We start from the raw sequence: 26330 nt of genomic DNA on the forward strand, positions 1-26330 counted from the left end.
CGTGCCGCAGATCAAATCTGCGGATCGCTTTCCTCTGCCTTTACGGCATAGGTGGAATCATAGGCCCGGACGATGCGCGCCACCAACGGATGACGGACGACGTCCGTATCCTTGAAGCGGACGATGGTGATGCCCTCGACGCCGTTCAGCAGCTCGAGCGCCTCCACCAGGCCGGACTTGACGCCGCGCGGCAAGTCGATCTGGCTTGGGTCGCCCGTCACGATCATCCGCGAATTTTCGCCGAGACGCGTCAGGAACATTTTCATCTGCATGGATGTCGTGTTCTGCGCCTCATCGAGGATGACGGCGGCATTGGCAAGCGTGCGGCCGCGCATGAAGGCGAGCGGCGCGATCTCGATGACGCCTGCTGTGATGGCACGTTCGACCTTGTCGCCGGGCATCATGTCGTAAAGCGCGTCGTAGAGCGGGCGCAGATAGGGATCGACCTTTTCCTTCATGTCGCCGGGCAGGAAGCCCAGACGCTCGCCGGCTTCGACGGCCGGGCGCGACAGGATGATCTTTTCGACCGCACCGCGCTCCAGGAGCTGGGCAGCATGCGCGACGGCGAGATAGGTTTTACCCGTACCGGCCGGACCGACACCGAGGACGAGCTCGGAGCGCTCCAGGGCCCGCATATAGGCATCCTGAGTCGGCGTCCGCGCAATGATCGTCTTCTTGCGCGTCGAAATCTGCGCCATCGTCAACTTTGCTTTTCTCTCCATGGTCGGCAGCGTCAATTGATCGTCGGCGGCAACCGCCATGCGGATTGCCCCTTCCACATCGGAACGCTCTACATTGCCGCCTTTTTGCAGCTTGTCATAGAGGTAATCGAGCGTGCGGCGCGCCTGATTGGTGGCCAGCACATCGCCTGTTATGACGACGGAATTGCCGCGAGCGCGAGCGTCTATGCCGAGGCGCTCCTCTAGAAGCTTCAGATTCTGGTCGAACTGCCCGAAAAGCTCGCTGGCGAACCGATTGTTTTCGAACGTCAGGGTGAAGTGATTGGCGTCGCTCGCGGTGCGGGGCTGGCGCGATGAAGAAGAAACCAATTCCTGTCCGTTCAAGCGGTGCGGCTCCTTTGATCCGTCCGGAACCTAGAGCAATTCAGCGAAAAGGCTGTTGGTGCTGGTTCCGGTGATTCGTACGTTAATAATGTCACCGATTTGCGATGCTTTTGCATCAACATTCACAGATTGCAGCCAAGGGGAGCGTCCAATCAACTGGCCAGGCATCCGGCCCGGCTTTTCCAGAAGGATATCCACCGTTTTGCCGACGCAAGCCTCCGCGAACGCATGCTGCTGACGCAGCAGCAATGCCTGCAATCGCTCCAGCCGCTCGGTCTTGACCTCTTCGGGCACCTGATCCTTCAGCTCCGCACCGGGCGTGCCCGGCCGCGTCGAATATTTGAACGAGAAGGCCTGTGCATAATTCACCTCCTCGATGAGCTTCAGTGTATCCTCAAAATCCTGGTCTGTCTCCCCCGGGAAGCCGACGATGAAATCGCCGGAGAGAGCGATATCGGGGCGCGCAAGACGGATCTTCTCGATGAGCGTCAGATATTCGGCCGCCGTATGCCGTCGGTTCATTGCCTTCAGGATGCGATCCGAGCCGGCCTGCACCGGAAGATGCAGATAGGGCATCAGCGTTCGCAGGTCGCGATGGGCGCCGATGAGGCGGTCGTCCATGTCTCGCGGGTGGCTGGTCGTGTAGCGCAGGCGCGCGAGACCGGGGATTTCCGCCAGGCGATAGAGGAGATCGCCGAGGCTCCAGGCTTCGCCCTTCGGGCCGATGCCGTGCCATGCATTGACGTTCTGGCCTAGCAGCGTGATCTCGCGAACGCCGCCATCCACCAGCTTCTCGGCCTCCTCGACGATCTGAGAGACCGGACGGGAGACTTCGGAGCCGCGCGTATAGGGCACGACACAGAAGGTGCAGAACTTGTCGCAGCCTTCCTGCACCGTCAAAAAGGCGGTGACGCCGCGGGCGCGGATCTTTGTCTTTTCGGCGATCGGCAGATGTTCGAACTTGTCCTCGATCGCATATTCCGTATCGACGACGCGCTGGCCTTCCTTGGCGCGACGCAGCGCGTCCGGCAGGCGATGATAGGTCTGCGGGCCGATGACGACATCGACGGCAGGCGCGCGGCGCAAGATCTCTTCGCCCTCGGCTTGCGCGACGCAGCCGGTGACGCCGATCATCATTTCGCGGCCATCAGCGGCCTTGCGCTTCTTCATCTCACGCAGGCGGCCAAGCGCAGAATAGACCTTTTCGGCCGCCTTCTCGCGGATATGGCAGGTGTTCAAAAGGACGAGATCGGCCTCTTCCATGTCCTCGGTCGGCTCATAGCCGTCGCGCGCGAGCGCATCGCTCATCCGCGTGGAATCATAGACGTTCATCTGGCAGCCATAGGTCTTGATGAAGACCTTGCGGCTGTTGGAGCCGTCGCGGGAACCGAGCTGCAAAGCGTCGGTCGCCGGGGCGTCGAGGGTCAGGCTATCCTTGGTCATGCGCCGCTATGTAGTGGCTTTTGCTTTCGGAGAAAATGGAAAAGTTGGAATCACCTGGAAATCAGGCGATCTCGCGCCCGAGCAGGCGGCTGGCAAGCATCTTACGGATCCGCTTGGCGATGGTGGCACTGACTTCCTTGCGATTGGTGCCGGCGCGATAATCCACCGCCTCGCCGAAACAGACGTCGACATCGATGGCACCGCACTGGATGATGCCCTTCAGGTGCGGCACAAGCTCGATATCTCCAGGCCATGCCGTCAGCGGGCGATAATAGCGGCCCATCGGTGTTCCATGGACGCGGGTATAGGCGACCGCGACCGGCTGGACATGCACGACGGCATCTGGCGCCTTCGGCAGGGCGGCAGCGGCAGCACCGAACAGCGAGGATTTGACTTCGAGCAGCCGATTGCCGTCCGACGTGGTTCCTTCAGGGAACAACACCATGATTTCGCCGTCCGCCATGCGCTCGGCGATCTCGTTCACCTGCTCGCCGGTCTTGCGCTTCTGTTCGCGCTCGACGAAGACGCTCTTCTGCCATTGTGCGAAAAGCCCGAAGATCGGCCAGTCCCGTACTTCGGACTTGGCGATGAAGGAGACGTCAGCAACCGCCGACAATACGAGAATATCGAGCCAGGACGAATGGTTGGACGCCAGCATGAGAGGCCGGCTCGTCTCCATCTTGCCGACCACGTGGATGCGCACGCCAAGCCAATAGCAGACGATGCGATGCCAGCAGCGCGGCAGATAGCGCCGGAGCTTCCAGTCAAAGCGCAGGCAGAGGATCTGCAGCGGCAGCATCACCGCGCTGACGACGCCAATGACCACGGCGGCACAGCCGATGCGCAGCCAGGTCATCAAATCATTCGCTCCTGCTTGAAAGCCTTCACGTCAACGTTCGTCCTTCTTCAGCGGGATGCCGTAAAGCTCCAGCCGGTGGTCGACGAGTTTGAAGCCGTGTTCGCGGGCTATACGTTCCTGCAGCGCCTCGATCTCCGGCGAGTGGAATTCGATCACCTGGCCGCTCTTCAGATCAATCAGGTGATCATGATGTTCTTCCGGCACGGTTTCGTAGCGGGAACGACCATCGCGGAAATCGTGGCGGGCAAGAAGGCCGGCATCCTCGAAAAGCTTTACCGTGCGATAGACCGTGGAAATCGAGATCTTGGCATCCACCTCCACCGAGCGGCGATAAAGTTCCTCGACATCGGGGTGATCGCCGGAGCTCTCAATGATGCGCGCAATGACCCGGCGCTGCTCCGTCATGCGCATTCCGCGCTCGGCGCAAAGCTCCTCCAGGGATTTTACGGCGTCTTCCATCAATCGCTGTCTTCGGTCTGTTTGGACTGTGGCAACAGTTAGAGCGTCGAATTGCTGCTCTAACTATTTGTTTTGCCGCATTTGTGCGACGCCAGGTGATGCCACTTGGCTGCAAAATGCTCTAGCGAAGAACGCGGCGCATGACAAGCGCCGTCGACTTCTGGCCGTTTTCACCGACATAATAGGCCTTGCGCTCAGCGACGGTTTCGAAACCGAGCTTGCGGTAGAGGCCTAGCGCCGGCTGATTGCCGCCATCGACCTCCAGGAACATGGTTTCGCCGCCGCGATTGCGGGCTTCCCGCAGCGCCGCCTGCATGAGGCGCCAGCCGAGACCGGAGCGTCCGAGCTTGGCATTGACGGCAATCGTCAGGATTTCGCCCTCGCCCGCCACATGCCGCGCCAGCACGAAGCCGGGAAGCGCCTTTTTCAGGATGGCGTTGGTCTGACGGGCGACGAAGCCGAAGGTGGTCTCCTGCGAAAGGAGACCCTGAAACTCAGTCTCGTCCCATACCCGCGGGAACCGTTCGCCATGCAGGAGCGCCACTTCGGCGCAATCCTTCAGTTCCATCGGAACGATTTCGTATTCGGCTTTCAAGGTAAGATAGGATTCGAGCATGTCTATTGCCTGGCAACTGCGTATCCGGCCTGCGGTCTGGCATCGGGTCCGCGAAGATAAAGCGGCTTCGGCTTTTCGCCGGCAGGCTTGCCGGCGCCCAGCCGGGCGACGATGGCAATCGGAAATGCGTCTGGCCGCTCCGCAGGCGGCGCGTCGCTCAACCGGGCGACAGCCGTTCCGGTGACGACCCCGTCGAATGCGCCGGCGATTGCCCGCGCTTCGTCGATCGTCACGGCCCGAGCCTCGTCCAGCGGGTTGCCATCGGCACCGAAGCTCTGGAGATAGATCTCCTCGCGCTTGGCATCGATGGCAGCCAGAACCGACTTGCCCGGATTCTGTGCTCGCGCGGTCGCCGCCATGACCTCGAGGGTCGTGACGCCAACTGCTGGAACATTGAGGGAAAGTGCAAATCCGCGTGCGGCTGCAACGCCGATGCGGATACCGGTGAAGGAACCGGGGCCGACGGTCACGACGACATGCTCGATCGCCGAAAGCGCTACGCCGGCTTTCGCCAGCGCTCCGTCGACAACGTGCATCAGATGCTCGGCATGCCCCCGTCCGATCGTTTCCGTGACCTCCCCCATCACAGAATCACTGCCGCTATCATACACAGCGGCAGCGCAATCCACACCTGCCGTGTCGAGCGCCAGTACGATCATGTCAAATTTTCCGAAAAGCCTAAATATTAAACGGCTTCGACTTCCTGAACTTCGGGCACGAAATGGCGCAGCAGGTTCTGCACGCCATGCTTCAGCGTCGCCGTCGAGGACGGGCAACCGGCGCAGGAACCCTTCATGTTGAGATAAACCTTGCCGTCACGGAAGCCACGGAAGGTGATGTCGCCGCCATCCTGGGCAACGGCCGGGCGAACGCGTGTATCCAGCAGCTCCTTGATGGTCAGCACGATCGATTCATCGCCTTCATCGAAGAATTCGCCACCGGCATCCTGCACTTCGGAGAGAACCGACGCCGAGCCCATGACCGGCTTGCCGGACATGAAATGCTCCATGATCGAACCGAGGATAGCGGGCTTCAGATGCTGCCACTCCTGATTTTCCTTGGAGACGGAAATGAAGTCGTAGCCGAAGTAAACGCCGATGACGCCCGGGATTTCGAAGAGGCGTGCAGCCAGCGGCGAAGCTTCGGCTTCCTCGGCGCTGCGGAACTCGGCCGTGCCGTTTTCCATCACCACTTTGCCCGGCAGGAACTTGAGGGTCGCGGGGTTCGGCGTCGCTTCGGTCTGAATGAACATCTTGATCTCCATGCGGCGGGCGGAAACCCTGTCCCGACTTTAGAATATTTCAAAAGAAGATAGGCCTTTTGGCCATTCTATTCAAGAGAATGTTTCTCAAGAAATAGCGTCTGCCCATCAACTCAGAGCGTCGATTTCCTCGTTGCTCAGCGTGTCCGGAAGCACCGTCACCGGGATCGGAAAAGCGGTTGCGCGACCGGCGATCGACGAAACCAGTGGACCGGGACCCTCCTTAGCAGACCCTGCCGCAAGAACGAGGAGCGCGATGTCCCGATCCTCTTCAATCAAGGCATTGATCTGCTCGGCGGCCGATCCCTCACGAATGACAATTTCGGCGTCAATCCCGACATTCTCGCGCACGGCCTGCGCCGCCTTTGCCGTTGCTGCCTCCGCTTCCTCGCGTGCTTCCGCCCGCATGATCTCCTCGACGCCAAGCCATTGCTGGAAGTCGCCCTCGGGAATCACATAGAGCAGAACGAGGCCGCCATTGGAGTTCTTGGCGCGCCGGCCGGCATAATGGACGGCGCGCTGGCATTCTGGAGTGCCGTCGATGACCGCCATGAACTTGCGGCGATGACCTTCGAGCCGTGAGAGACGTTTTGAAACCATGCGGCGATTCTGACACCCGAAGACGACGTTTTGCAAGCCCCCGATTCAGGCGGCGGCTTGCATGCCGATATCAATATAGAAAGCCGATAATATCGCGAACCTGCTTCATGGTCACATCGGCACGAGCGCGGGCGCGGGCGCCGCCATCGCGCAGAACGGCGTCAATATGGCCGGGATCGGCCATCAGGCGGCGCATTTCCGTCGTGATTGGCGAGAGCACATGTACGGCGAGATCGACCAGCGCCGGCTTGAAGACGGAGAACTGCTGGCCGCCGAATTCGGAGAGAACCTCCGCCTTCGACTTGTCGGCAAGGGCCGCGTAAATGCCCACCAGATTGTCGGCTTCCGCACGGCCGGCGAGACCGGCGATTTCGCTCGGCAAGCCATCCGGATCTGTCTTCGCCTTGCGGATTTTCTTGGAGATGTTTTCCTCATCATCGAGCAGATTGATGCGCGAGAGGTCCGATGCGTCGGATTTCGACATCTTCTTCGTGCCGTCGCGCAGCGACATGACGCGCGGCGCCGGGCCATCGATCAGCGGCTCGACCATCGGGAAATAGGCATGCACCGGCTCGTCGCCGACAGTGATATCGATGCCATAACCCGTGCGGCGGATATGCTCCATGTAGTCCAGATTGAACTTCATGGCGATGTCGCGGGTCAGCTCCAGATGCTGTTTCTGGTCGTCACCGACTGGAACATGGGTGGCGCGATAGAGCAGAATGTCGGCGGCCATCAGGCTTGGATAGGCATAAAGCCCGAGCGAGGCCTGCTCGCGGTCCTTGCCGGCCTTGTCCTTGAACTGCGTCATGCGGTTCATCCAGCCGATACGGGCGACGCAGTTGAAGATCCAGGCAAGCTCGGCATGGCCGGGCACGGCGGACTGGTTGAAGACGATATGCTTTTCCGGGTCGATGCCGGCGGCGAGGAAGGCCGCGGTGATCGAGCGCGTCTGGTTCGGCATGTCCTCATGGACGAGCTGCGCCGTCAGCGCATGCATGTCGACGACGCAATAGATGCAGTCGTTGTTGGCCTGCAGGGCCACGAACTTGCGGATCGCGCCAAGATAGTTACCGAGGTGGAGGTTGCCGGTAGGCTGAACGCCGGAGAATACGAGCGGCTTGAATTCGGTCATGTCGTCCTCAAAAGGCTTGTGGAGGGCCCGGGTGAGCAATGCTCGACCCTTGGTTTCGAGCGGCTTATGCACGTGGGATCGATGGGGATCAAGTGGCTATGTGACAGAGTCTCAGGAAGAATGCTGGATCAGATCCCAAGTGTTGCCATAGGGATCGGCAAAGACCGCCACCGTGCCATAGACCTCATGGCGCGGTTCCTCCAGAAAACGCACGCCCTTTGCCTTCATCGCGGCATGATCGCGGGTGAAATCATCGGTCTTGAGGAAGAAGCCGACGCGGCCGCCGGTCTGGTTGCCGATCGCCGCGCGCTGGCTGTCGCTGGCGGCTTGAGCGAGCAATAGCGCGGCGCCCTCCGTGCCTTTCGGCCCGACGACAACCCAGCGCTTGCCCTCCGGCTGCACCTCGTCAGCCAAGCACTCGAAACCAAGGGCATCGCAATAGAAGGCTTTGGCGCGGTCGTAATCATCGATGACGAGGGCGACGAGGAAGAGGGATTGGGGCATTGGAGGGCTCCGCTTCTGGCAGAATCGTCCCCTCGCCCCGCTTGCGGGGAGAGGGCTAGGGTGAGGGGCCATGTACAAACATGCGGCTTGGGCAGACTATCTTGGCCAGCCACAAATATGGCGGTGCCTGCATATTTTATTTCGGCGGGAACATCGGTGAAAGCCCCTCATCCGACTTGTCGCCATCTCACCCTGTTCGATCGCGCCAAGCCACCTTCTCCCCGCATTGCGGGGCGAAGGAGCCTTGTTATTCCCCGTTCACCGCCTTCGCATCCGACGCTGGCGCCGGGCGCTTGCGCTTCAAATTGCGGCGTATCATGCCCACATCCACGCCGCCGATCAGGAAGGCGACAATGAAATACACTGCCATCGCAATCAATATAAGCAAGCCCAGGACGCCGGTCTTGGTGAGCAGCGTCGAGCCGGATCCCAGAAGTGGCTCCCACCGATGAGACAAATATACGATGACGCCACCCATGACGGCGGAGGAGACGAGCAGCATGGCGGTGCGTCGCACCAGCGACCATTCCCAGACGAGATGCCCGCGGCGATAGAGGGTCACGAAGAGCTGTACAGCGTTCAGCCATCCGGCAACCGCCTCGGCGAGCGCAATGCCGCGTTCGGCCAGCACCGGGAAAAGCAGGATGGACAGCGCCGAATTGACGGCGACGGCGATCGCCGTGTAACGCATCGGCGATTTCGTATCTTCGCGGGCATAAAAGCCGGGCTGCAAGGCCTTGATCAGCACGAAAGCCGGCAGGCCCAGGCCGAAGATGGCGAGGATGGAGCCGACCAGCGTTGTATTGTTCGCGTTAAAGGCGCCGCGCTCGTAAAGCACGCGGATGATATCGTCGGAGAGCAGCCACAGGGCGACAGCGGCCGGCAGCGTCAGGAACAGCACGAATTCGATCGAGCGGTTCTGGATATTGGCGGCTTCCTTGATGTGGCCCGACTTCAGCGAACGCGCCAATTCCGGCAGAAGCACGATTCCGACCGCGACGCCGACGACACCGAGCGGAAGCTGGTAGATGCGGTCTGCATATTGCAGGGCGGCGATCGCGCCTTCCTTGCCCGAGGCAATCGCCTGGCCGATCACCAGATTGATCTGAGTGACGCCGCCGGTAATGGCCGCTGGGATCGCAAGAAGCAAGAGCCGCTTGACATTGGGCGTGAAGCGCGGAAAGCGCAGACCGATATTGATGCCGGCATGGCGCACGCCGATATAGACGACGGCCAGCTGCAGCACGCCTGCCACCAGTACCGACCAGGACAGATACCAGGCGGTGGTCAGCGGATCGGCGCCGAAATAGATCGCGTAGAACAGCGCGCTGATCATCACCAGGTTGAGGAAGATCGGAGCCACGGCCGCGGCGAAGAAATGATGCAGCGAATTCAGCATGCCGCTCATCATCGCCGTCAGCGACATCGACATGAGATAGGGGAACATCACGGCCGCCAACCGGACCGTCAGGTCGAATTTCTCGGCATCGTCGGCAAAACCGGGCGCGATGACCCAACGCACCAGGAGCGGCATGGCCAGTTCCATGACGATGGTGATCAGCAGCAGGACCGAGAAGAGAACGCCGAACACCTCTTCCGAGAAGCGCTTGGCGCCATCAATGCCGTTCGCCTCGATTTCCTTGGCAAAGAGCGGCACGAAGGCGGCGTTGAAGGCACCTTCGGCAAACAGCCGGCGGAAGAGGTTCGGAAAGCGGAAGGCAGCGTAGAAGACGTCTGCCATCGGCCCCGTGCCGAGCGCGGCGGCCATCAACGTTTCGCGGGCGAAGCCGAAGATGCGGCTGCCGAGCGTCGCGCCACCGACGGTGATGAATTTCTTGACTAGGCTCATGCGGCTGAACCGGCTTTCTTCTCGGTGTCTGACTTTTCGACGGCAACGCCGCGCGTGGCGGCGGGCGCGATGATGCCGGAGGGCATGCGCTCGCGCATTTCATCCTCCTCGCCCGCCATGACGGCTTTCAGGCGGGCGGTGATATAGGCTCGCCTGTTCTCGTTGGAAATCTTCTGGCCCACCAGGTCGGCGACATAGAAGGTGTCGATGACCTTTTCACCGAAGGTGGTGATGCGGGCAGACTGGATATCGAGCGACAGATCCGAAAGAACGGCGGTTATTTCCGACAGCAGGCCCGGGCGATCGAGGCATTCGACCTCGATGACCGTGAACTTGTTGGAGAGGCTGTTGGTGATGATCACCGACGGAGGGATAACGAAAGCCTTGTTCTTGCGGCGGTTCTTCGTCCGCGTCGCGATGACCTCCGGCAGCCGTTTGCGGCCGGCCAGCACATCCTCGATCATCTTGCCGATGGTGGCGGCGCGGCGCAGCTCGTCGGCATCATCGGGGAATTCGCGGCTGACATGGATGGTGTCGAGCGCGCGGCCGTCCGATGTCGTGAAGATCTGCGCATCGGCAATATTGGCCCCGGCCGCGGCGCAGGCGCCGGCGATCACAGTCAAAAGACGCGGATGGTCGGGCGAGAGCACGGTGATTTCGGTAATGGCGTGGAAGCTATCGGTGCGCACCATCGTGGCGAGGACCTTGCCCGCCTTGTCGGATTCACGCATGAACTGCGTATGGCGGATCTGATCTTCCAGCGGCACGGACAGCAGATAGGGCTGATAGTGCAGCTTGACGTAGGCCTTGCGCTCCTTCTGGCTCCAATCGGCAAGTGCGTGTTCCAGCGCTTCGGCGGCAGCCTCCGCCCGTTCCTTGCGCGACACTTCGGAGAACCCGCCTGACAGCAGCAGCTCGGTTTCATAATAGAGCGTGCGCAGCAGCTGACCCTTCCAGCCGTTCCAGACGCCAGGGCCGACGGCGCGGATGTCGCAAACGGTCAGGATCAGCAGCATCTTCAGCCGGTCGAGCGACTGGACCCGGTCGGCAAAATCGATGATCGTCTTGCGGTCGGTCAAATCGCGCGTCTGGGCGACCATCGACATGGTCAGATGTTCCGCGATCAGCCAGACCACCAGCTCCGTCTGCTTCGGTGAAAGGCCGAAGCGCGGGCAGAGCTTGCGTGCGACTGCGGCACCGGCTTCCGAATGGTCCTCCTCGCGGCCCTTGGCGATATCGTGCAACAGGACGGCGACATAGAGCGCATCGCGATCCTCGATATTGGGCATCAGCTTGTTGGTGAGCGGATGAATATCCTCAGCCTTGCCCTTGTCGATCTCCGACAGCACCTCGACGGCACGGATCAGATGCTCGTCCACCGTATAGTGATGATACATGTTGAACTGCATCATCGAGACGATCTTGCCGAATTCCGGGATAAAGCGGCCGAGCACGCCCGCCTCGTTCATGCGGCGCAGGATCAGAGCCGGATCGCGCTTCGAGGTGAGGATGGAGAGGAAGAGCCGGTTCGCCTCCTCGTTTTCGCGCAGATCGTTGTCGATCAGGCTCAGCGAGCGGGTGACGCGCTTCAATGCATCCGGATGGAATTCGAGGCCATTGATGTCGGCGACGAAGAACAGCCGGATGAGACTGACCGGATCGCGCTTGAAGACATCGGGATTGGCAAGCGCGATGCGGCCGCGGTCCTCGACGAATTCGACGGTGCCGGGGATCTTGCGCGAACGGTTGGCAAAACGGCTGATGACGCCGGTGAGGCCCGGAGTGGCCTTCGCCTGCTGGTCCTCCAATGCGGCGCAGAGGATGCGGGTGAGATCGCCGACATCCTTGGCGACGAGGAAATAGTGCTTCATGAACCGCTCGACGGCGGAAAGGCCCGGGCGGGCGTTATAGTCGAGGGCTGCAGCGATATCGCGCTGGATATCGAAGGAAAGCCGCTCTTCCGCCTTGCCGGTCAGGAAATGCATGTGGCAGCGCACGGCCCAGAGGAAATCCTCGGCCTTGTCGAAGAGACGATATTCCTGCTTCGAGAGCACGCCGAGCTTTACCAGCTCGGCGGGATCACGGACGTGGTAGTAATATTTCGAGATCCAGAACAGCGTGTGCAGATCGCGCAGGCCACCCTTGCCTTCCTTGACGTTCGGCTCGACCAGATAGCGGGTATCGCCGGCCTTGCGATGGCGCTCGTCGCGTTCGGCGAGCTTGGCGGCGATGAATTCCGGGCCGGTATTGGTGACGATTTCCTTGTCGAAGCGCGCCTGCAGCTCGCGCTCCAGTGCGATGTTGCCGCAGATATAGCGGGTTTCGAGGATGGCGGTGCGCACCGTCATATCGGACTTGGCCTCGCGGATGCATTCCTCGACCGTGCGCGTGGCGTGGCCGACTTTGAAGCCCATGTCCCAAAGCATATAGAGAATGAATTCGACCGCCTTGTGCGTCTCGCTCGCCGGCTTCGGCTGGAAGAGGAAGAGAAGGTCGATATCGGAGCCCGGCGCCAGCGTATCGCGGCCATAACCGCCGACGGCGGTGACGGAGAAGGCGCCTGCCTGTTTCGGATAGACGTGGCGGACGGTGAAATCGTAGATGACGGTGATGATCTGGTCCTGCAGCCAGGAAATCCGGTGCGCGCAATTGAGCCCGCTGCCGTCGGCCATCAGCAATCGCCGTGCTTCTTCCCGTCCATCCTGGCTTGCTTTTTTCAACAGCGCCAGCAGCACGGAGCGCTCTTCATTCTTGTCCAGACCGCGTTTGGCGAGAGCCTCGCACTCCGCCTTCAGCGCGGATACATCGAGAATGGTCGAAAAATCGATATGATGCGTTTCCATGCTCTGCCGATCGGCTTTCTCTTCGCTGACCGCGGCCCGTTGCCGGCGCGCCTGTCTTTTCGTCTGCATGCGCTATAGCCTCTTTGGCCCGCGATTAACACAGGCATTCTGGGCCTGGTCTTTCCATGATTTCTACCGGGCCAAAGTTGACGAAGCGTGACGGCAATCGACGCAGAAGCCGGCGGTTTTAGGGCCTTGCCGGCTCGATCGCTCGTCTGAGCTCGTTCAAGCTATATAATATGTTTCGCGACTGGGCGCCGATCTGCGTCACCATTTCACGCTCGCATTCCCAATAACCGGCCTTGGCGATCTTTGAGCAAATATCGGAAATGCGGCTGCAGGACAGCGTAATATCGAGCAGGCCACGATCGGAGTCACAATCCGGGGGCTCTCCCTCGCCGCAGATCTTGCCGCGCGCGGCGATCGGAGAGAAGCGCTCACCCAGAGTGCGGACTTCGGCGAGAAGAACTTCGAGATACATCATATTGCCCTTGGAATATCGCCTGTGGTCAGCTGCTTTTGGTAAGCGTTTTCTTCAGTTCATAGAGCACGTCAAGAGCGGCGCGCGGCGTCAGATCGTCCAGATCCAGCGTTTTCAGCCGTTCCTCGACCTTGGACGGCTCGCGCCGGCCAACGGCCTCCTCCCGGCGGACTGCCACCTGGAAGAGAGGCAGATCGTCGATGAGCTGGCTTGCCGGATTCTTGCGGTCGGCATCTTCAAGCCGCGTCAGGACATCGCGGGCTCGCGCCACCACGGACGCCGGAAGGCCGGCAAGACGCGCAACCTGAATGCCGTAGGAGCGATCGGCAGCACCCGGCCCGACCTCGTGCAGGAAGATGACGTCGCCATCCCATTCCTTGACGCGCATGGTGGCATTGGAGAGCCGGCCGAGCTTCTCCGAGAGCACGGTCAGCTCATGGAAATGGGTGGCGAAGAGACCGCGGCATCGATTGGCCTCGTGCAGATGCTCGACGGCTGCCCAGGCGATGGAAAGGCCGTCGAAGGTCGCGGTGCCACGCCCGATCTCATCGAGGATGACCAGAGAGCGTTCCGTCGCCTGATTGAGGATCGCCGCCGTCTCGACCATCTCGACCATGAAGGTCGAACGGCCGCGGGCCAGATCGTCGGAAGCGCCTACGCGCGAGAACAGCCGGTCGACGATGCCGATGTGAGCGGAAGCGGCCGGCACGAAGGAACCCATCTGCGCGAGAATGGCGATCAAAGCATTCTGGCGCAGGAAGGTCGACTTACCGCCCATGTTCGGGCCGGTCAGGAGCCAGATGGCGCCATCCTTGCCATCGGCCTTCGGCGAGAGATCGCAATTGTTGGCGACGAACGGACCGCCGGCCTGACGGCGGAGTGCCTGCTCCACCACCGGATGGCGGCCGCCCTCGATGGCGAACATGCGGCTGCCATCGACGATGGGTCGGCAATAGGCCTGCTCCTCGGCAAGGAGCGCAAGGCCGGCTGCGACATCGATCACCGACAGCGCGCGGGCGCCCGCCTTGATCGCCTCGGCAGCAGCCACCACGGCCGCGACCATGCGGTCGAAGGCCTCGAGCTCGATCGCCAGCGCCTTGTCAGCGGCATTGGCGATGCGGCTTTCGAGATCGGCAAGTTCAGTCGTGGTGAAACGCATGGCATTCGCCATGGTCTGGCGATGGATGAAGCGCGCCTTGGCTTCGCTCGTATCCGTCATCGGACCAGCATTGCCGGCGGTGACCTCGATGAAGTAGCCGAGCACATTATTGTGCTTGATCTTCAGTGATTTGATGCCGGTTTCCTCGGCATATTGCAGCTGCAGGCCGGCGATGACGCGGCGTGATTGATCGCGGAGTGCCCGCACTTCGTCGAGCTCGGCATTCGCCCCTTCCCTCAAGAAACCGCCGTCGCGTTTCAGCAACGGCAGCTCGTCGGCAAGTGTCGCGGCGAGCATCGCTTCAAGATCGGCGGGCAAGGCAACGAGCCCGGTCAATGCATCCTTCAGCTCTTCCGGCAGAAGTGCAGTTCCGAGCATGCGGGCAACGTCGGTTGCGGCTGCCAAGCCCTGGCGGATCGCCCAGAGATCGCGGGGGCCGCCACGATCGAGTGCGAGGCGCGACAGGGCGCGCGGCATGTCAGGCACATGCTTCAATGCCGAACGCAGATCGCTGCACAGCGACGGCTCCTCCGTGAGGAAACCTATCGAATCCAAACGCTCGTTGATGCGCTGGGGGTCGGTGAGCGGCGACATCAGCCTTTCGGCGAGAAGCCGGGCGCCGCCGCCGGTCACGGTGCGATCGATCGCTTTCAGCAGCGAGCCATTGCGGTCGCCAGAGAGCGTGCGAACCAGCTCCAGATTGGCGCGAGTGGCGGGATCGATGAAAAGCGTCGAGGCGCCGCTTTCACGCTCCGGCAACCCTAGCGGCGGCCGCTCGGCGAGCTGGGTCTTTTCGACATAGGCGATCGCGGCGGCGGCAGCTGCCAGTTCGGCGCGGGTGAACGTGCCGAAACCATCGAGCGTCGACACGCCGAAGTAACGAGTGATTCGCCCTTCGGCGCTGGCGCTGTCGAACAGCACGGCCGGCTGCGGGACTGCCGTGCGGCCGAGAATGTCGAAAACCGGCTTCAATTCCGGATCGTGGAACATCGTATCCGGCAGGATCAGCTCTCTCGGATCGATGCGCAGGATATCGGCGAGCAGCCTTGACGCCTCCGTCTCGGCGAGGCGGAAGACGCCCGTCGAAATATCGATCCAGGCGAGCGCCAGCTGCGGCTCGGCGCCACCGCGAATGCGTGTCAGCGCCATCAGATAATTGGATTCCGAAGGCGAAAGCAGTTTTTCTTCGGTGATCGTACCTGGCGTCACCAGGCGCACGACATCGCGCCGCACCACCGACTTGCCGCCGCGCTTCTTTGCCTCAGCCGGATCTTCCACCTGCTCGCAGACGGCGACGCGGAAGCCAAGGGCGATCAGCTTTTGCAGATAATCGTCGGCGGCATGAACCGGTACGCCGCACATCGGGATATCCTGCCCCATGTGTTGGCCGCGCTTCGTCAGCGTGATCCCAAGCGCACGCGAGGCATCGACGGCGTCTTCGAAGAACAATTCGTAGAAGTCGCCCATGCGGTAGAACAGCAGCGAACCGGGATTGTTCGCCTTGATCTCGATATATTGCTCCATCATCGGAGTAGCCGAGGCGCGGCTTTCCTCCGAGGCAAGCTCGGCGGCCGAGAAAGCATCGATGCTGGCGTTAATACGTTCGTTCACGGAGGTGCAGTTTTTCCAAAAAAATGAGGTGCCACCCTATCCGCGCGCCGCTATAGAAGACAACAGCTATCGGGCAAGAGGGACCGGTCGCCCACAGGAGGTTTGGAGGAACTATGGCTGACAGCAAGAGCAAGTCACGTCCGGGAACGGGAATTACCGATCAGGAAGCACTGGACTTCCACAAGAACGGCCGGCCCGGCAAGCTTGAGATCAACCCGACCAAGCCGATGGCGACACAACGCGATCTTTCCCTTGCCTATTCTCCCGGCGTCGCCGTTCCCGTAAAGGCGATCGCTGCCGATCCGGCTACTGCCTACGACTATACCTCACGCGGCAACATGGTTGCCGTCATCTCCAACGGCACGGCCATCCTAGGCCTCGGCAATCTCGGCGCACTCGCCTCCAAGCCGGTGATGGAAGGCAAATCGGTCCTCTTCAAGCGCTTTGCCGACGTCGATTCGATCGATCTTGAGATCGACACTGAGAATGTCGACGAATTCATCAATTGCGTGCGCTATCTCGGCCCTTCCTTCGGCGGTATCAATCTTGAGGATATCAAGGCGCCCGACTGCTTCATCATCGAGCAGCGCCTGCGCGAGCTCATGGACATTCCCGTATTCCATGACGACCAGCACGGAACCGCAATCATCGCCGCTGCCGGCCTGATCAACGCGCTCGAACTGACCGGCCGCGACCTCAAGACCACAAAGCTCGTCTGCAACGGCGCGGGCGCTGCCGCCATCGCCTGCATCGAGCTGATCAAGTCGATGGGCTTCAATCCGGAGAACGTCACCCTTTGTGATACGAAGGGCGTGATCTATCAGGGCCGCAGCGAGGGCATGAACCAGTGGAAGTCGGCTCACGCGGTCAAGACTGACAAGCGCACGCTGGCGGATGCAATGAAGGGCGCTGACGTCGTCTTCGGCCTGTCGCAGAAGGATGCCTTCTCCGAAGACATGATCCGCTCTATGGCAGACCGACCGATCATCTTCGCCATGGCCAATCCCGATCCGGAAATCACGCCGGAGGAAGTCGCCCGCATCCGCGACGACGCCATCATGGCGACGGGGCGCTCGGACTATCCGAACCAGGTCAACAACGTTCTCGGTTTTCCCTATATCTTCCGTGGCGCGCTCGACGTGCGCGCGACCACCATCAATGACGAGATGAAGATCGCCGCCGTCAACGCGCTGGCAAGCCTTGCGCGCGAAGACGTGCCCGACGATGTCGTTGCGGCCTATCAGGGTGCAAGGCCGCGCTTCGGCGCGCAATACATCATCCCCGTGCCCTTCGACCCGCGGCTCATCTCGGCAATTCCCGTAGCTGTCGCAAAAGCCGCGATCGAGAGCGGCGTCGCGCGCCGCGAAATAGCAGACATGGAAGCCTATGCACGCGAACTCTCGGCCCGGCGCGATCCGATCGCCTCGACGCTGGCGCAGCTTTACGAGCGCGTCCGCCGGCACCAGAAGCGCATCGTCTTTGCCGAAGCGGAAGAGGAGCAGGTCATGCGCGCCGCCCTCTCCTACGCCAATCAGGGGCTCGGCACCGCCATCCTTCTCGGCCGCGAAGATCTGATTCAGGCGACGGCCGAACGCGCCGGCATCGATCTCAACCGCCCCGGCCTCGAGATCGTCAATGCTCGCATCTCGAAGCGGGGCGATGCCTATATCGATTATCTCTATGCCCGGCTGCAGCGCCAGGGCTACCTGCATCGTGACGTAACCCGCCTGATCCATAACGACCGCAATCACTTTGCCGCCTGCATGGTCGCGCTGGGCGATGCCGACGGCATGGTGACGGGCGTCACTCGCAACTATTCGACCGCGCTCGGCGACGTGCGCCGCTGCATCGACGCCAAGCCGGGCCACCGGGTCATCGGCATCTCGATCGTGCTTGCGCGCGGCCGAACCGTCTTCGTCGCCGATACAGCCGTACATGACATGCCGACCTCAGAAGAACTGGCTGATATCGCCGAGGAAGCTGCCGGCTTCGCACGGCGCATGGGCTATGAGCCACGCGTCGCCATGCTCGCCTATTCCACCTTCGGCCATCCCCCGGGGGAACGTTCCGAGCGGGTCCGTGAAGCAGTGAACATTCTCGACAAGCGCTACGTCAATTTTGAATTCGATGGCGAAATGGCCGCCGATGTGGCGCTGGACCGCAAGCTCATGGAAAGCCTCTATCCCTTCTCGCGGCTATCCGGACCGGCAAACGTGCTTGTCATGCCCGCTTTCCACTCTGCGGCGATCTCCACCAAGATGCTGCAGGAGCTCGGCGGCTCGACGGTCATTGGGCCGCTGCTCGTCGGCCTCGACAAGCCGGTGCAGATCACATCGATGGGGGCCAAGGATTCCGATATCGTCAATATGGCCGCCATCGCGGCCTATGGTGCGGGGTCGTAGACGCTACCTTATGAAATTGAGCCGGCGACCCAACAAAGGTGATGGGCTCCCGTGTCAATTCGGTGTAAAATAAAGGGATGAGTGAAGCTCAGGTTTTGTTCGGAGTGTTGCGCCATTCAGCGCAGCCTGACATTGTCGATGCTATTGAGCGGTTCGTCCTTGACGCACCCGACCGCAAGCTCAACCGTGTGAATGCGCTCGCCTTCGCCGCCGACCATAGCTTCGATGAAGAACAGACTATCAATGCCTTCCTGCACGCGTCGCGCCTTGGCCTGTTCGAGATGTCGTGGAATGTTCTTTGCCCCGGCTGCGGCGGGGTATTGGATGCCAATACCTCGCTGAAAACCGTGCAAAGCGACACCTATAACTGTACGCTTTGCGCAGCCGGCTACGAGCCGACGCTCGATGAGATGGTCGAAGTTACCTTCACCGTCAGTCCGCGCGTGCGCCACATCGAAGCGCATAATCCGCACGACCTGCCGCCGCTCGAATATTTCCGTCAGATCTATTGGGGCTCGGGTATCGACCTTCCCGACGAGGGGTATGAAGAAAAAGTCGATCAATTCGTTCTGGAATCGCTCGAGCTGCCGCCCGGCGAGAAAGCAGTGATATCGCTTCAATTGCCGGCGGAATTCACCATCATCTTCGAGCCTGTCACGCATGCGGCGCAATTCCTCGATGTGAAGGGAGAGCCGTCTAGGGAAAGGCAGGCTCTTTCAATCGTTTTCGATCGCATGCACCGGCACAGCGAGGCCATCGAGTTGCGGCCCGGTCCCTTGCGCATCCAGATGGAGAACCACACCGACCTTCGCGTGCTGCCGTCGATCTGCGTGGCAAACGAGGCTCTTCACACGCTGCTTGGACAGCGCCGGCCATTTCTGACCGCCAAGCACCTGCTTTCCAATCAGACCTTCCGTGACATCTACCGCACGGATACGATCGACATCGATCAGCGGCTGAAGATCACCAGCCTCACCTTTCTGTTCACCGACCTGCGCGGTTCCACGGAATTATACGAAAGGGTCGGCGATCTCGCTGCCTTCGATCTGGTCAAGACCCATTTCGGCATCCTGCACGAAATCGTGGCGGCAGAGGCGGGTGCCGTCGTCAAGACGATCGGCGATGCAGTCATGGCAACCTTCCCGACGCCGGATCGGGCGCTCACTGCGGCGATGCGGATGCGCGAGGCCATGCTCAGCCTCAACAATGAGCGCGGTAACGACGACCTTCTCCTGAAAATCGGGATCCACGAGGGGCCGTGCATCGCCGTGAGCCTGAACGAACGGCAGGATTATTTCGGGCAAACGGTCAATATCGCATCCCGCGTCCAGCATCTCGCCACATCACGCGAAATCTTCGCCACCAGTTCGGTGCTCGATCATCCTCGCGCTGCCGAACTGATGACAAGACGCGGTCTCACACCGCAATCGCATCATGTCGCGCTGCGCGGCATCACCGACGCGATCGATATTTTCGCGATCCCTTGATAGTCCTCAGCTGGCAAAGCGACCGGCATCCGCGCCGTAATAATTTACGTAGCGGTTGGAGATGCTGGCGATCGGCAGGACGATCAGAACATCCGTGGTGTTGAAGGCCTGATCGACGACGGCGGTCGAGCCAACCATGGCGCCAAGGCGCAGATAGCCCTTGATCAAGGGCGGCATCGCCATCAGCGCTTTCTTCGGATTGATGGCCTCGACCGGCATCAGGTCCATGGTCCGAGCGAGCGACGGCAGAGCACCGACGGCCCAGTCATCCTTGGCGACAACATTGTGATAGAGAAAGGACAAGGCGAGCGCGTGCTGTTCCGGCAGGACACCGGGGAAGGAGGCGCAACCGATCATCGCGCCCATGCCATGCTTCAGCGCATAGGCCCAATTGCCCTGCCAGAGCAGCTCGACCGTGCGCTTGTTGCGGTAGTCCGGCAGCACGCAGGAACGGCCGAGTTCCATGAAACGCTTGTCGGGATGACGGGCAAGCAGTGCGTCGATGTCGAATTCCGATGACGAATAGAAGCCACCATTTGCCATGGCCACTTCCTGGCGCAGCAGGCGGTAGGTGCCGACGATCTGGTCTTCCGAATCGCCTTCGATCGATCGATCCAGCACCAGAAGATGGTCGCAAATGGCGTCCCAGCTATCGACGTCACGCTGGCGACGCATGGCGTCAGCCGGCAATTGCGCGTTCATCTCCTCGACGAAAACGCGGTAGCGTACGGCCTGAGCGGCATCGATTTCGCGCGCCGTGCGGGCAAGGCGCGTTTCGAGATTTCCGATGCGTCCGAGCACATCGCTGGCAACCGGCTCAACCGTTGCCTTTGAAGACTGAACCATTTCGCCCTGAGCTTCGCGATTCAAAATTTCGATGGACATGGCGATTCTCCCCCTGCGGGCCGATATAGCGCCATAAACCAAATTCGTGCGACAGGAAAGTGACACGCAGCCATGCTAAATGCAAGAACTGTGCCCATTGCAATATTCGAATAGGCGCACCGTCCCCAACTTAGCGGCCGCAAATGCCGCAGGTTGAGCCTTCTTTTCGGCCTCTATCGAACATTGATGAGCCGGCTTCCTTGTGCGTCAGTCGAAGATCGGAAATAATTTTCAGGCGCGTTCGAAAACCGATCTGGATAGGCCATTCAGCACTGTCTTCAGCTTCTCAGGATCGACCGGCTTTATGATGACGGCATCGGCACCGGCCAACAGCGCCTGGCGACGGATCGAATCGCGGCTGTCTGCGGTCAGTACGACGATCGGCAGCGAAGGAAGGCCATGCCTGCGTTCATGGGCCCGCAGTTGCGCAAGCACGGCCGCACCCGTGCCGCCCGGCATGTTGAAATCCGTGACCAGTACCTCCGGCCGCGTTTCGAGCTTTTCGATGCGGGCTCGAAGGCCATCGAAATCCTCGACGAGGCGGACCCTGTGGCCGGCCTTGGAGAGCATGGCCCGAACCAGCATCGCATTGACGGGGTCATCCTCGCCCAGCAGAATATCGAGCGCACGGTCCTCCTCCGCCTCCGGCGTCGTTATACCGATCTCGGAAACGGCCTCGATCAAGGCGTCGCGTCTCTCCATGCCGCGCATGCGGCCTCTCAGCACATCGATCAGCGACTGCTCGCGCAGCGGCCTGATGAGCCAGGCATCGAAAAGATCGAGCGGATGAGTGTTGCGCTCCTCGGGATTGACGAGGAATATCTTGCGCAGCCGAGGCACCGCAAGCGCATTTCCCTCGCTGAAATACCAGGGCGCCATGCGATGGTCGACGATGAGATCCGTCCACACCCCGCCTTCGCCCATGGGGAAGGAAGGCAGAAGATCGTCCATGTCACCGGGCCCGATCAGCCGGCAGCGGCCGCCGAGCGTCTGTATGGTCCGCATGATGGCCGTACTTGCCGCGCCTTCGGGGGCAAGCAGCAGGATACGAGAGCCTCTGAGCATGGTATTGCGCCGGTCGTGTCCATTCTCTCCGGCAACCAGGCGGACCGGGAAGGAGATGACGAACTCGCTGCCCTTGCCGCGCTCGCTCGCGACGCTGAGGCCGCCGCCGAATTCGCGCAGGATGCGGGCGGAGATGGCAAGGCCGAGACCTGTGCCGGCACTTCTTTCCACCGTGGTGCCGGCTTGCTCGAACTCGCCGAAGACGCGGGCCTGCTCCTCCTCGGTCATGCCGGGACCGCTGTCGCGCACCGATATCGTCAAATCCCGGCCATTGAGATCGACGCCGACAAGTACACCGCCGGTCTGGGTGAATTTCACCGCGTTGCCGATGACATTGAAAAGGATCTGGCGCAGCCGAGCGGGATCGAATTCCAAGTTCTCCGGAACATCGGCCGCAACGCTTGCAGCGATTTCTATGCCCTTTTCATGGGCGCGATGGGCGAGCATCTCGATGACGCCTTCCAGCAGCGGCCGTAAAGCCTCCTGCCGTGGATGCAACTGGAAGCGACCGACTTCGATCGTGGAGAAATCAAGGAGATCCTCGACCAGCTGCACCAGCGCGTGACCCGATTGGCGAATGCCGGTGAGATAATTTGCCTGCTCCAGGGTCAACGGCGTCTGGGCGAGCAGATGGTTCATGCCGAGAATGCCAGACAGCGGCGTGCGGATCTCATGGCTGACGGTGGCGAGGAGGCGGGATTTGGCGGCGCTGTTATACTCGGCCTTCAATCTGGCGTCTTCGCGCAGGCGCGCAGTCTGCCGCTCCTCGGTCACGTCGCGCGCGATGCTCTGTATGCATAATTGCCCCGTCGTCGCGTCGCGGAACATGACATCGTGCCAGGCAAAAATGCGCCGCCCCTCGGGCGTTGCGATTTCCGCATCCTGATGCTTCGCGCCGGTGACGGTACGGAATACGAGGCCGGTCTCTTCCAGCGTCAGGCCCTCCGGGTGCGGCCTGCCGGTCAATCGGCTGAACGTGGCATTGGCATGCATAATCCGCCGATCGATGCTGCGTGTGACGGTGATATCGCCGAGCGCATCATGAATGGTGGCAAGGAGATTGGCGCTTTCCCTGTACTCCCACAGGCGATCATGCTCGCTCTCGCTGGCATCGGCAGCAGCAATCTCGGGCTCGTCCGCAGCGCCTCGAGCTTTGACGATGCCGATAGCGGCAAGCGCAAGGGCCACAAGACCAAACAGACCCGCGAGCAGCAGCGGACCTCCGGTAAAGCCAATCACCAGAAAGGCTGCCCCAGCGACAAGACCCCCGCCATTCAGCCAATGGCCCAGCAACGACCGGGCCTGCGCGGGCGGTGGCGATTGCTGCCCCGCCTCACGCGGTACTGTCGATTTTACAAGCGACGACTCGTCGGCGGCCGGCCCTTCGCTCGGTCCCGTTTGGTCGTGAACTGCCGCGGCGGCAAGCTTTTCCTGCAGATCTGCCAGAGTGCTCATGCCGTCTGGCTATCATGGGCAGTCTTCCCGATGCCTTCAGGGATTCGATAGAATTTTACGCTTTTGCCTTTTTCGGCATGAGAAGCTCGTCGAGAATGACGCAGCCTGCGCCGATGGTGATGAAGCTGTCGGCAAGATTGAAGACGGCGAAAGACCACGTTTGCGTATGAAAGAGGATGTAGTCGATCACGTGGCCATAGAGAAAACGGTCGAGCAGATTGCCGAGGGCGCCGGCGATGATCAGAGCAAAGCCCGTGTGCGCGAGCCAGCGGTGATCGGGCGTGCGCCGCCAGAGCCAGAGCACGAAGGCGACGATGACGAGCCGCATCCCGACGATGAACCAGCCGTCCATGCCTGACAGCATCGAGAAGGCCACGCCGAGATTATAGGTGCGATAAAGCGACAGCATCGGAATGTAAGGCACAGGCCTATCCACCTGTAGCGGCAACCAGTTGTCGACCATGATCTTGATTGCCTGGTCGAGAACGACGGCAACCACGATGAAAATCAGGATTGGCAGGGGCCGCGAAAACAGGGCTGGCTTTGCAGTCGGCTGTTCGTGGGTCTCGCTATCGGTCATCGGGTCTCGCTCAGGGTCAGGATATGGCGGCGGGCTTCGAACAGCATGACTGCCGTCGCGACCGCCAGATTGAGGCTGTCGGCGCGGCCGGCCTGCGGGATGCGGGCGAGCGCATCGGCCTCTTTCGCCAGGGCATCCGGCAGGCCGGACTGCTCGTTGCCCATCAAGATGACGACAGGCTTCTTCTTGTAATCGATGGTGCGGTAATCGACCGCGCCAGCCAGATGGGTGGCAACAACGGAAACCTCAGCCTTCTTCTTCCAGGCCAAGAACTCTTCCGGCGTCGCCTTGACGACAGGAACGGCGAAGACCGAGCCCATGGTGGCGCGTACGGTTTCCAGCGAAAACGGATCGGTCGTCTCGCCGACGAGGATGACACCGGAGGCGCCGGCCGCATCGGCGGTGCGGATGATCGTGCCGAGATTGCCGGGATCGCGGACGCGGTCGAGCGCTACCCAGGTTTCACCGGCCTTCGGCTTGACGTCCCGAAGCTGCTGCCAGCGCTGCTCGAAGACACCGACTACCATCTGCGGATTGTCGCGGCGGGTGATCGAGCCGATGACTTTTTCGCTGACCTCCAGCACCAGCCCGCCGGCCGCGACCGTCTTGGCGGCCACCTGTTCGACGAGAGGCTTGCCCTTGGCCGCCTTGGCATAAACAAGCGTGCGGATCGTCCAGCCAAGTTCGAGCGCGTCGATGACGAGCTTCAGCCCTTCGGCCAGGAAGGCGCCGCTTTCCTCGCGGGACTTCTTGACCGTCAGCGCCTTAATGTCCTTGACGATCGGATTGGCAAGCGAGGTGACCTCCTTGACCTGTCCGACCTTGCGTGGGCCGTCACTGCGGAAATCCTGGTTCATTTCGGCACCCAGCGGCTGAAGAGAGAGGTGGAAAGCGCCCTGCCCGGCGCGCGGCCGTCAAGGCCGGCCTCACGGATGACCAGTTCGCCGGATTCGACCGCGCCGCCGGCGCCGCGCATGGTCTCGCGCATCAGCTCATGGATCGAGTAGAAGCTGGCGCGGATCGAATAGGCCGTCAGCACGAGGCCGAGCGCTTTCGGCGACAGGATTTCGCGGCAAATATCGAGCATCAGCGGCAGGTGTTCGAACAGGTGCCAGACTTCGCCGTTCGGACCGCGGCCGAATTTCGGCGGGTCGGTAAGGATGATGTCATATTTATTGCCGCGCCGTTCCTCGCGCAGGATGAACTTCATCGCATCCTCGCAGATCCAGCGGATCGGCAGTTTCTCCATGCGGCCCAAGGCCTGGTTTTCGCGCGCCCAGCCGATCGCCTTCTTGGAGGCGTCGACATGGGTCACTTCTGCGCCGGCAGCGGCTGCCACCAACGACGCCACGCCGGTGTAACCGAAGAGGTTCAGGACTTTCAGCGGTCGTTTCGCCGCCTCGACCTGTTCCTTCATCCAGGCCCAGTGCACGATCTGCTCCGGAAAGACCCCGACATGTCGGAAGGCGGTGAAGCGGCCGAGGAAATCGACGCCGAGCAATTGCAGCGGCCAGGTCTCGCCGAGCGCTTCGCGCGGAAAGCGCCAGCGGCCCATGCCGTCCTCATCGGTATCGCCGGTGAAGATCGCATCGGCATTGTCCCAGACATGCGCAGCGAGCGACGGCGGCCATAGCGCCTGTGCTTCCGGCCGCACGATGCGGTAGGGACCGTATTGTTCGAGCTTGAGGCCATTACCGCTGTCGATCAGGTGGAAATCGCCGGCACCGAGTGACTCGAGAATCACCGGCACGCGCTCCGGGGGACGCTCGCCAGTCCGCGCAATCAGCGGACGTTCCGGCGCTGCGGAAGCAGGCGCCGCATCGCGCGGCTCGGTTACCCGTTCGCCATGATCGCGCGTCGGCTTGGCTGGCCTCGAAGCATGCGCGGGCTTTGCCGGCGGCTTGCCGGACATATCACGCCGGGGTTTTGCCCCGAGACCGCCCGCAGTTTTCTGGCCGGGCCGGCTTTCCCTATGTTTCACCATACTTGTCTCAAAATTGATATGTGCGTGCAAATAGCATCTGGCCGCCACTTGGCAAAGCGCTTTCCGATCTGCGATGATCCATGCACAAAATGTCACATTGGGAGGATTGCGCATGGACATGACGGGCGAGGAGCGGATCGCAGCACCCAGGGACGCCGTATGGGCGGCACTGAACGATCCGGAGATCCTCAAGCAATGTATCCCGGGATGCCAGAGCCTGGAGAAGATCTCGCCGACGGAACTGACCGCGACGGTAAAGCTGAAGATCGGCCCGGTTTCCGCCTCCTTCAATGGCGAGGTCAAGCTTTCTAATATCAATGCACCGGAAAGCTACACGATTTCAGGCGAAGGAAAGGGCGGAATTGCCGGTTTCGCCAAGGGCGGCGCCGACGTCGTGCTCAAGGAAGACGGCGACGAGACCATCCTGCAATACGAGGCCAAGGCGCAGGTCGGCGGCAAGATCGCGCAGCTCGGCTCGCGGCTGGTCGATTCGAGCGCCAAGAAGCTGGCACAGCAGTTTTTTTCCGATTTCACCGCGGCGATCAACGACCAGTCCGGCGCCTGATTGCCGAGCGCATATTTGGCGCC

General features: G+C 61.2%; 22 protein-coding genes. 3 read left to right on the forward strand and 19 right to left on the reverse strand.

From position 1 onward, the window contains the following. Nucleotides 1-11: 11 nt before the first annotated feature. From AC13QE_RS14800 to mutS, 14 genes are all read right to left on the reverse strand, one after another. Nucleotides 12-1064: a PhoH family protein gene (locus tag AC13QE_RS14800; RefSeq protein ID WP_488484229.1), complete on the reverse strand. Its 1053-nt coding sequence runs from the start codon at nt 1062-1064 to the stop codon at nt 12-14. Between the two features lie 30 nt (nt 1065-1094). Then, nucleotides 1095-2507 carry a tRNA (N6-isopentenyl adenosine(37)-C2)-methylthiotransferase MiaB gene (miaB, locus tag AC13QE_RS14805; protein ID WP_488484230.1) on the reverse strand — a complete coding sequence of 471 codons (1413 nt, stop codon included), beginning with the start codon at nt 2505-2507 and terminating at the stop codon, nt 1095-1097. A 61-nt stretch (nt 2508-2568) separates the two neighbouring features. After that, nucleotides 2569-3366, reverse strand: coding sequence for a lyso-ornithine lipid O-acyltransferase (gene olsA, locus AC13QE_RS14810; RefSeq protein ID WP_488484231.1), 798 nt, complete (start codon nt 3364-3366; stop codon nt 2569-2571). 30 nt (nt 3367-3396) lie between these two features. Continuing rightward, nucleotides 3397-3825 carry a Fur family transcriptional regulator gene (locus AC13QE_RS14815; protein ID WP_488484232.1) on the reverse strand — a complete coding sequence of 143 codons (429 nt, stop codon included), beginning with the start codon at nt 3823-3825 and terminating at the stop codon, nt 3397-3399. A 121-nt stretch (nt 3826-3946) separates the two neighbouring features. Next, nucleotides 3947-4441, reverse strand: coding sequence for a GNAT family N-acetyltransferase (locus tag AC13QE_RS14820; protein ID WP_488484233.1), 495 nt, complete (start codon nt 4439-4441; stop codon nt 3947-3949). 2 nt (nt 4442-4443) lie between these two features. Further along, the gene (tsaB, locus tag AC13QE_RS14825; RefSeq protein ID WP_132715683.1) at nt 4444-5100 is read right to left on the reverse strand and encodes a tRNA (adenosine(37)-N6)-threonylcarbamoyltransferase complex dimerization subunit type 1 TsaB; all 657 of its coding nucleotides are present in this window, start codon (nt 5098-5100) and stop codon (nt 4444-4446) included. Between the two features lie 26 nt (nt 5101-5126). Continuing rightward, entirely contained in the window at nt 5127-5693 is a 567-nt protein-coding gene (locus AC13QE_RS14830) for a NifU family protein (protein ID WP_132715682.1), read from the reverse strand. Between the two features lie 117 nt (nt 5694-5810). After that, a complete protein-coding gene (locus tag AC13QE_RS14835; RefSeq protein ID WP_015338625.1) occupies nt 5811-6302 on the reverse strand; it encodes a universal stress protein in 492 nt (163 codons plus the stop codon). 70 nt (nt 6303-6372) lie between these two features. Next, nucleotides 6373-7437, reverse strand: coding sequence for a tryptophan--tRNA ligase (gene trpS / locus AC13QE_RS14840; protein ID WP_132715681.1), 1065 nt, complete (start codon nt 7435-7437; stop codon nt 6373-6375). A gap of 111 nt (nt 7438-7548) precedes the next feature. Continuing rightward, complete coding sequence (locus AC13QE_RS14845) at nt 7549-7941, reverse strand: VOC family protein (protein ID WP_488484234.1); 393 nt, start codon at nt 7939-7941, stop codon at nt 7549-7551. Between the two features lie 247 nt (nt 7942-8188). After that, nucleotides 8189-9790, reverse strand: a complete 1602-nt coding sequence (gene murJ / locus AC13QE_RS14850; RefSeq protein ID WP_488484235.1) for a murein biosynthesis integral membrane protein MurJ — start codon at nt 9788-9790, stop codon at nt 8189-8191. Continuing rightward, entirely contained in the window at nt 9787-12702 is a 2916-nt protein-coding gene (locus AC13QE_RS14855) for a [protein-PII] uridylyltransferase (protein ID WP_488484236.1), read from the reverse strand. The genes murJ and AC13QE_RS14855 overlap by 4 nt, the downstream gene beginning before the upstream one ends. A gap of 118 nt (nt 12703-12820) precedes the next feature. Further along, nucleotides 12821-13114: a hypothetical protein gene (locus tag AC13QE_RS14860; RefSeq protein ID WP_132716658.1), complete on the reverse strand. Its 294-nt coding sequence runs from the start codon at nt 13112-13114 to the stop codon at nt 12821-12823. A gap of 28 nt (nt 13115-13142) precedes the next feature. Beyond that, complete coding sequence (gene mutS, locus AC13QE_RS14865; protein WP_488484357.1) at nt 13143-15800, reverse strand: DNA mismatch repair protein MutS; 2658 nt, start codon at nt 15798-15800, stop codon at nt 13143-13145. 197 nt (nt 15801-15997) lie between these two features. Between mutS and AC13QE_RS14870 the strand changes: the two genes are divergently transcribed. Together AC13QE_RS14870 and AC13QE_RS14875 are read left to right on the forward strand one after the other, a co-directional pair. Next, a complete protein-coding gene (locus AC13QE_RS14870) occupies nt 15998-18286 on the forward strand; it encodes an NADP-dependent malic enzyme (protein ID WP_488484237.1) in 2289 nt (762 codons plus the stop codon). A gap of 77 nt (nt 18287-18363) precedes the next feature. Then, nucleotides 18364-19773: a DUF5939 domain-containing protein gene (locus tag AC13QE_RS14875; protein WP_488484238.1), complete on the forward strand. Its 1410-nt coding sequence runs from the start codon at nt 18364-18366 to the stop codon at nt 19771-19773. 6 nt (nt 19774-19779) lie between these two features. Here AC13QE_RS14875 and olsB read toward each other — a convergent pair whose 3' ends face one another. The 5 genes from olsB to AC13QE_RS14900 all read right to left on the reverse strand — a co-directional run bounded on the left by olsB (nt 19780) and on the right by AC13QE_RS14900 (nt 25742). After that, entirely contained in the window at nt 19780-20658 is an 879-nt protein-coding gene (gene olsB / locus AC13QE_RS14880) for a l-ornithine N(alpha)-acyltransferase (RefSeq protein WP_132715674.1), read from the reverse strand. Nucleotides 20659-20889: 231 nt separating this feature from the next. Beyond that, entirely contained in the window at nt 20890-23178 is a 2289-nt protein-coding gene (locus tag AC13QE_RS14885) for a PAS domain-containing hybrid sensor histidine kinase/response regulator (protein WP_488484239.1), read from the reverse strand. A gap of 55 nt (nt 23179-23233) precedes the next feature. Further along, entirely contained in the window at nt 23234-23758 is a 525-nt protein-coding gene (gene lspA / locus AC13QE_RS14890; protein WP_488484240.1) for a signal peptidase II, read from the reverse strand. Continuing rightward, nucleotides 23755-24615: a TrmH family RNA methyltransferase gene (locus tag AC13QE_RS14895; protein WP_488484241.1), complete on the reverse strand. Its 861-nt coding sequence runs from the start codon at nt 24613-24615 to the stop codon at nt 23755-23757. The genes lspA and AC13QE_RS14895 overlap by 4 nt, the downstream gene beginning before the upstream one ends. After that, on the reverse strand, nt 24612-25742 hold the full coding sequence (locus AC13QE_RS14900) for a class I SAM-dependent methyltransferase (RefSeq protein ID WP_488484242.1): 1131 nt from the start codon (nt 25740-25742) through the stop codon (nt 24612-24614). The genes AC13QE_RS14895 and AC13QE_RS14900 overlap by 4 nt, the downstream gene beginning before the upstream one ends. 112 nt (nt 25743-25854) lie before the next feature. On the opposite strand from AC13QE_RS14900, the gene AC13QE_RS14905 reads away from it, so the two are divergent. Next, nucleotides 25855-26307 carry an SRPBCC family protein gene (locus tag AC13QE_RS14905; protein ID WP_488484243.1) on the forward strand — a complete coding sequence of 151 codons (453 nt, stop codon included), beginning with the start codon at nt 25855-25857 and terminating at the stop codon, nt 26305-26307. The last annotated feature ends 23 nt before the right edge of the window (nt 26308-26330 follow it).

This window comes from Martinezella sp. CNPSo 3957 (assembly GCF_057784395.1).

Bases quoted from the DNA above. Each gene is read 5' to 3' on its own strand.
- miaB (WP_488484230.1), bottom strand. From the start codon at position 2,507: ATGACCAAGGATAGCCTGACCCTCGACGCCCCGGCGACCGACGCTTTG.
- AC13QE_RS14815 (WP_488484232.1), bottom strand. From the start codon at position 3,825: ATGGAAGACGCCGTAAAATCCCTGGAGGAGCTTTGCGCCGAGCGCGGA.
- AC13QE_RS14820 (WP_488484233.1), bottom strand. From the start codon at position 4,441: ATGCTCGAATCCTATCTTACCTTGAAAGCCGAATACGAAATCGTTCCG.
- tsaB (WP_132715683.1), bottom strand. From the start codon at position 5,100: ATGATCGTACTGGCGCTCGACACGGCAGGTGTGGATTGCGCTGCCGCT.
- AC13QE_RS14830 (WP_132715682.1), bottom strand. From the start codon at position 5,693: ATGTTCATTCAGACCGAAGCGACGCCGAACCCCGCGACCCTCAAGTTC.
- AC13QE_RS14835 (WP_015338625.1), bottom strand. From the start codon at position 6,302: ATGGTTTCAAAACGTCTCTCACGGCTCGAAGGTCATCGCCGCAAGTTC.
- trpS (WP_132715681.1), bottom strand. From the start codon at position 7,437: ATGACCGAATTCAAGCCGCTCGTATTCTCCGGCGTTCAGCCTACCGGC.
- AC13QE_RS14845 (WP_488484234.1), bottom strand. From the start codon at position 7,941: ATGCCCCAATCCCTCTTCCTCGTCGCCCTCGTCATCGATGATTACGAC.
- murJ (WP_488484235.1), bottom strand. From the start codon at position 9,790: ATGAGCCTAGTCAAGAAATTCATCACCGTCGGTGGCGCGACGCTCGGC.
- AC13QE_RS14855 (WP_488484236.1), bottom strand. From the start codon at position 12,702: ATGCAGACGAAAAGACAGGCGCGCCGGCAACGGGCCGCGGTCAGCGAA.
- AC13QE_RS14860 (WP_132716658.1), bottom strand. From the start codon at position 13,114: ATGTATCTCGAAGTTCTTCTCGCCGAAGTCCGCACTCTGGGTGAGCGC.
- mutS (WP_488484357.1), bottom strand. From the start codon at position 15,800: ATGATGGAGCAATATATCGAGATCAAGGCGAACAATCCCGGTTCGCTG.
- AC13QE_RS14870 (WP_488484237.1), top strand. From the start codon at position 15,998: ATGGCTGACAGCAAGAGCAAGTCACGTCCGGGAACGGGAATTACCGAT.
- AC13QE_RS14875 (WP_488484238.1), top strand. From the start codon at position 18,364: ATGAGTGAAGCTCAGGTTTTGTTCGGAGTGTTGCGCCATTCAGCGCAG.
- olsB (WP_132715674.1), bottom strand. From the start codon at position 20,658: ATGTCCATCGAAATTTTGAATCGCGAAGCTCAGGGCGAAATGGTTCAG.
- AC13QE_RS14885 (WP_488484239.1), bottom strand. From the start codon at position 23,178: ATGAGCACTCTGGCAGATCTGCAGGAAAAGCTTGCCGCCGCGGCAGTT.
- lspA (WP_488484240.1), bottom strand. From the start codon at position 23,758: ATGACCGATAGCGAGACCCACGAACAGCCGACTGCAAAGCCAGCCCTG.
- AC13QE_RS14895 (WP_488484241.1), bottom strand. From the start codon at position 24,615: ATGAACCAGGATTTCCGCAGTGACGGCCCACGCAAGGTCGGACAGGTC.
- AC13QE_RS14900 (WP_488484242.1), bottom strand. From the start codon at position 25,742: ATGGTGAAACATAGGGAAAGCCGGCCCGGCCAGAAAACTGCGGGCGGT.
- AC13QE_RS14905 (WP_488484243.1), top strand. From the start codon at position 25,855: ATGGACATGACGGGCGAGGAGCGGATCGCAGCACCCAGGGACGCCGTA.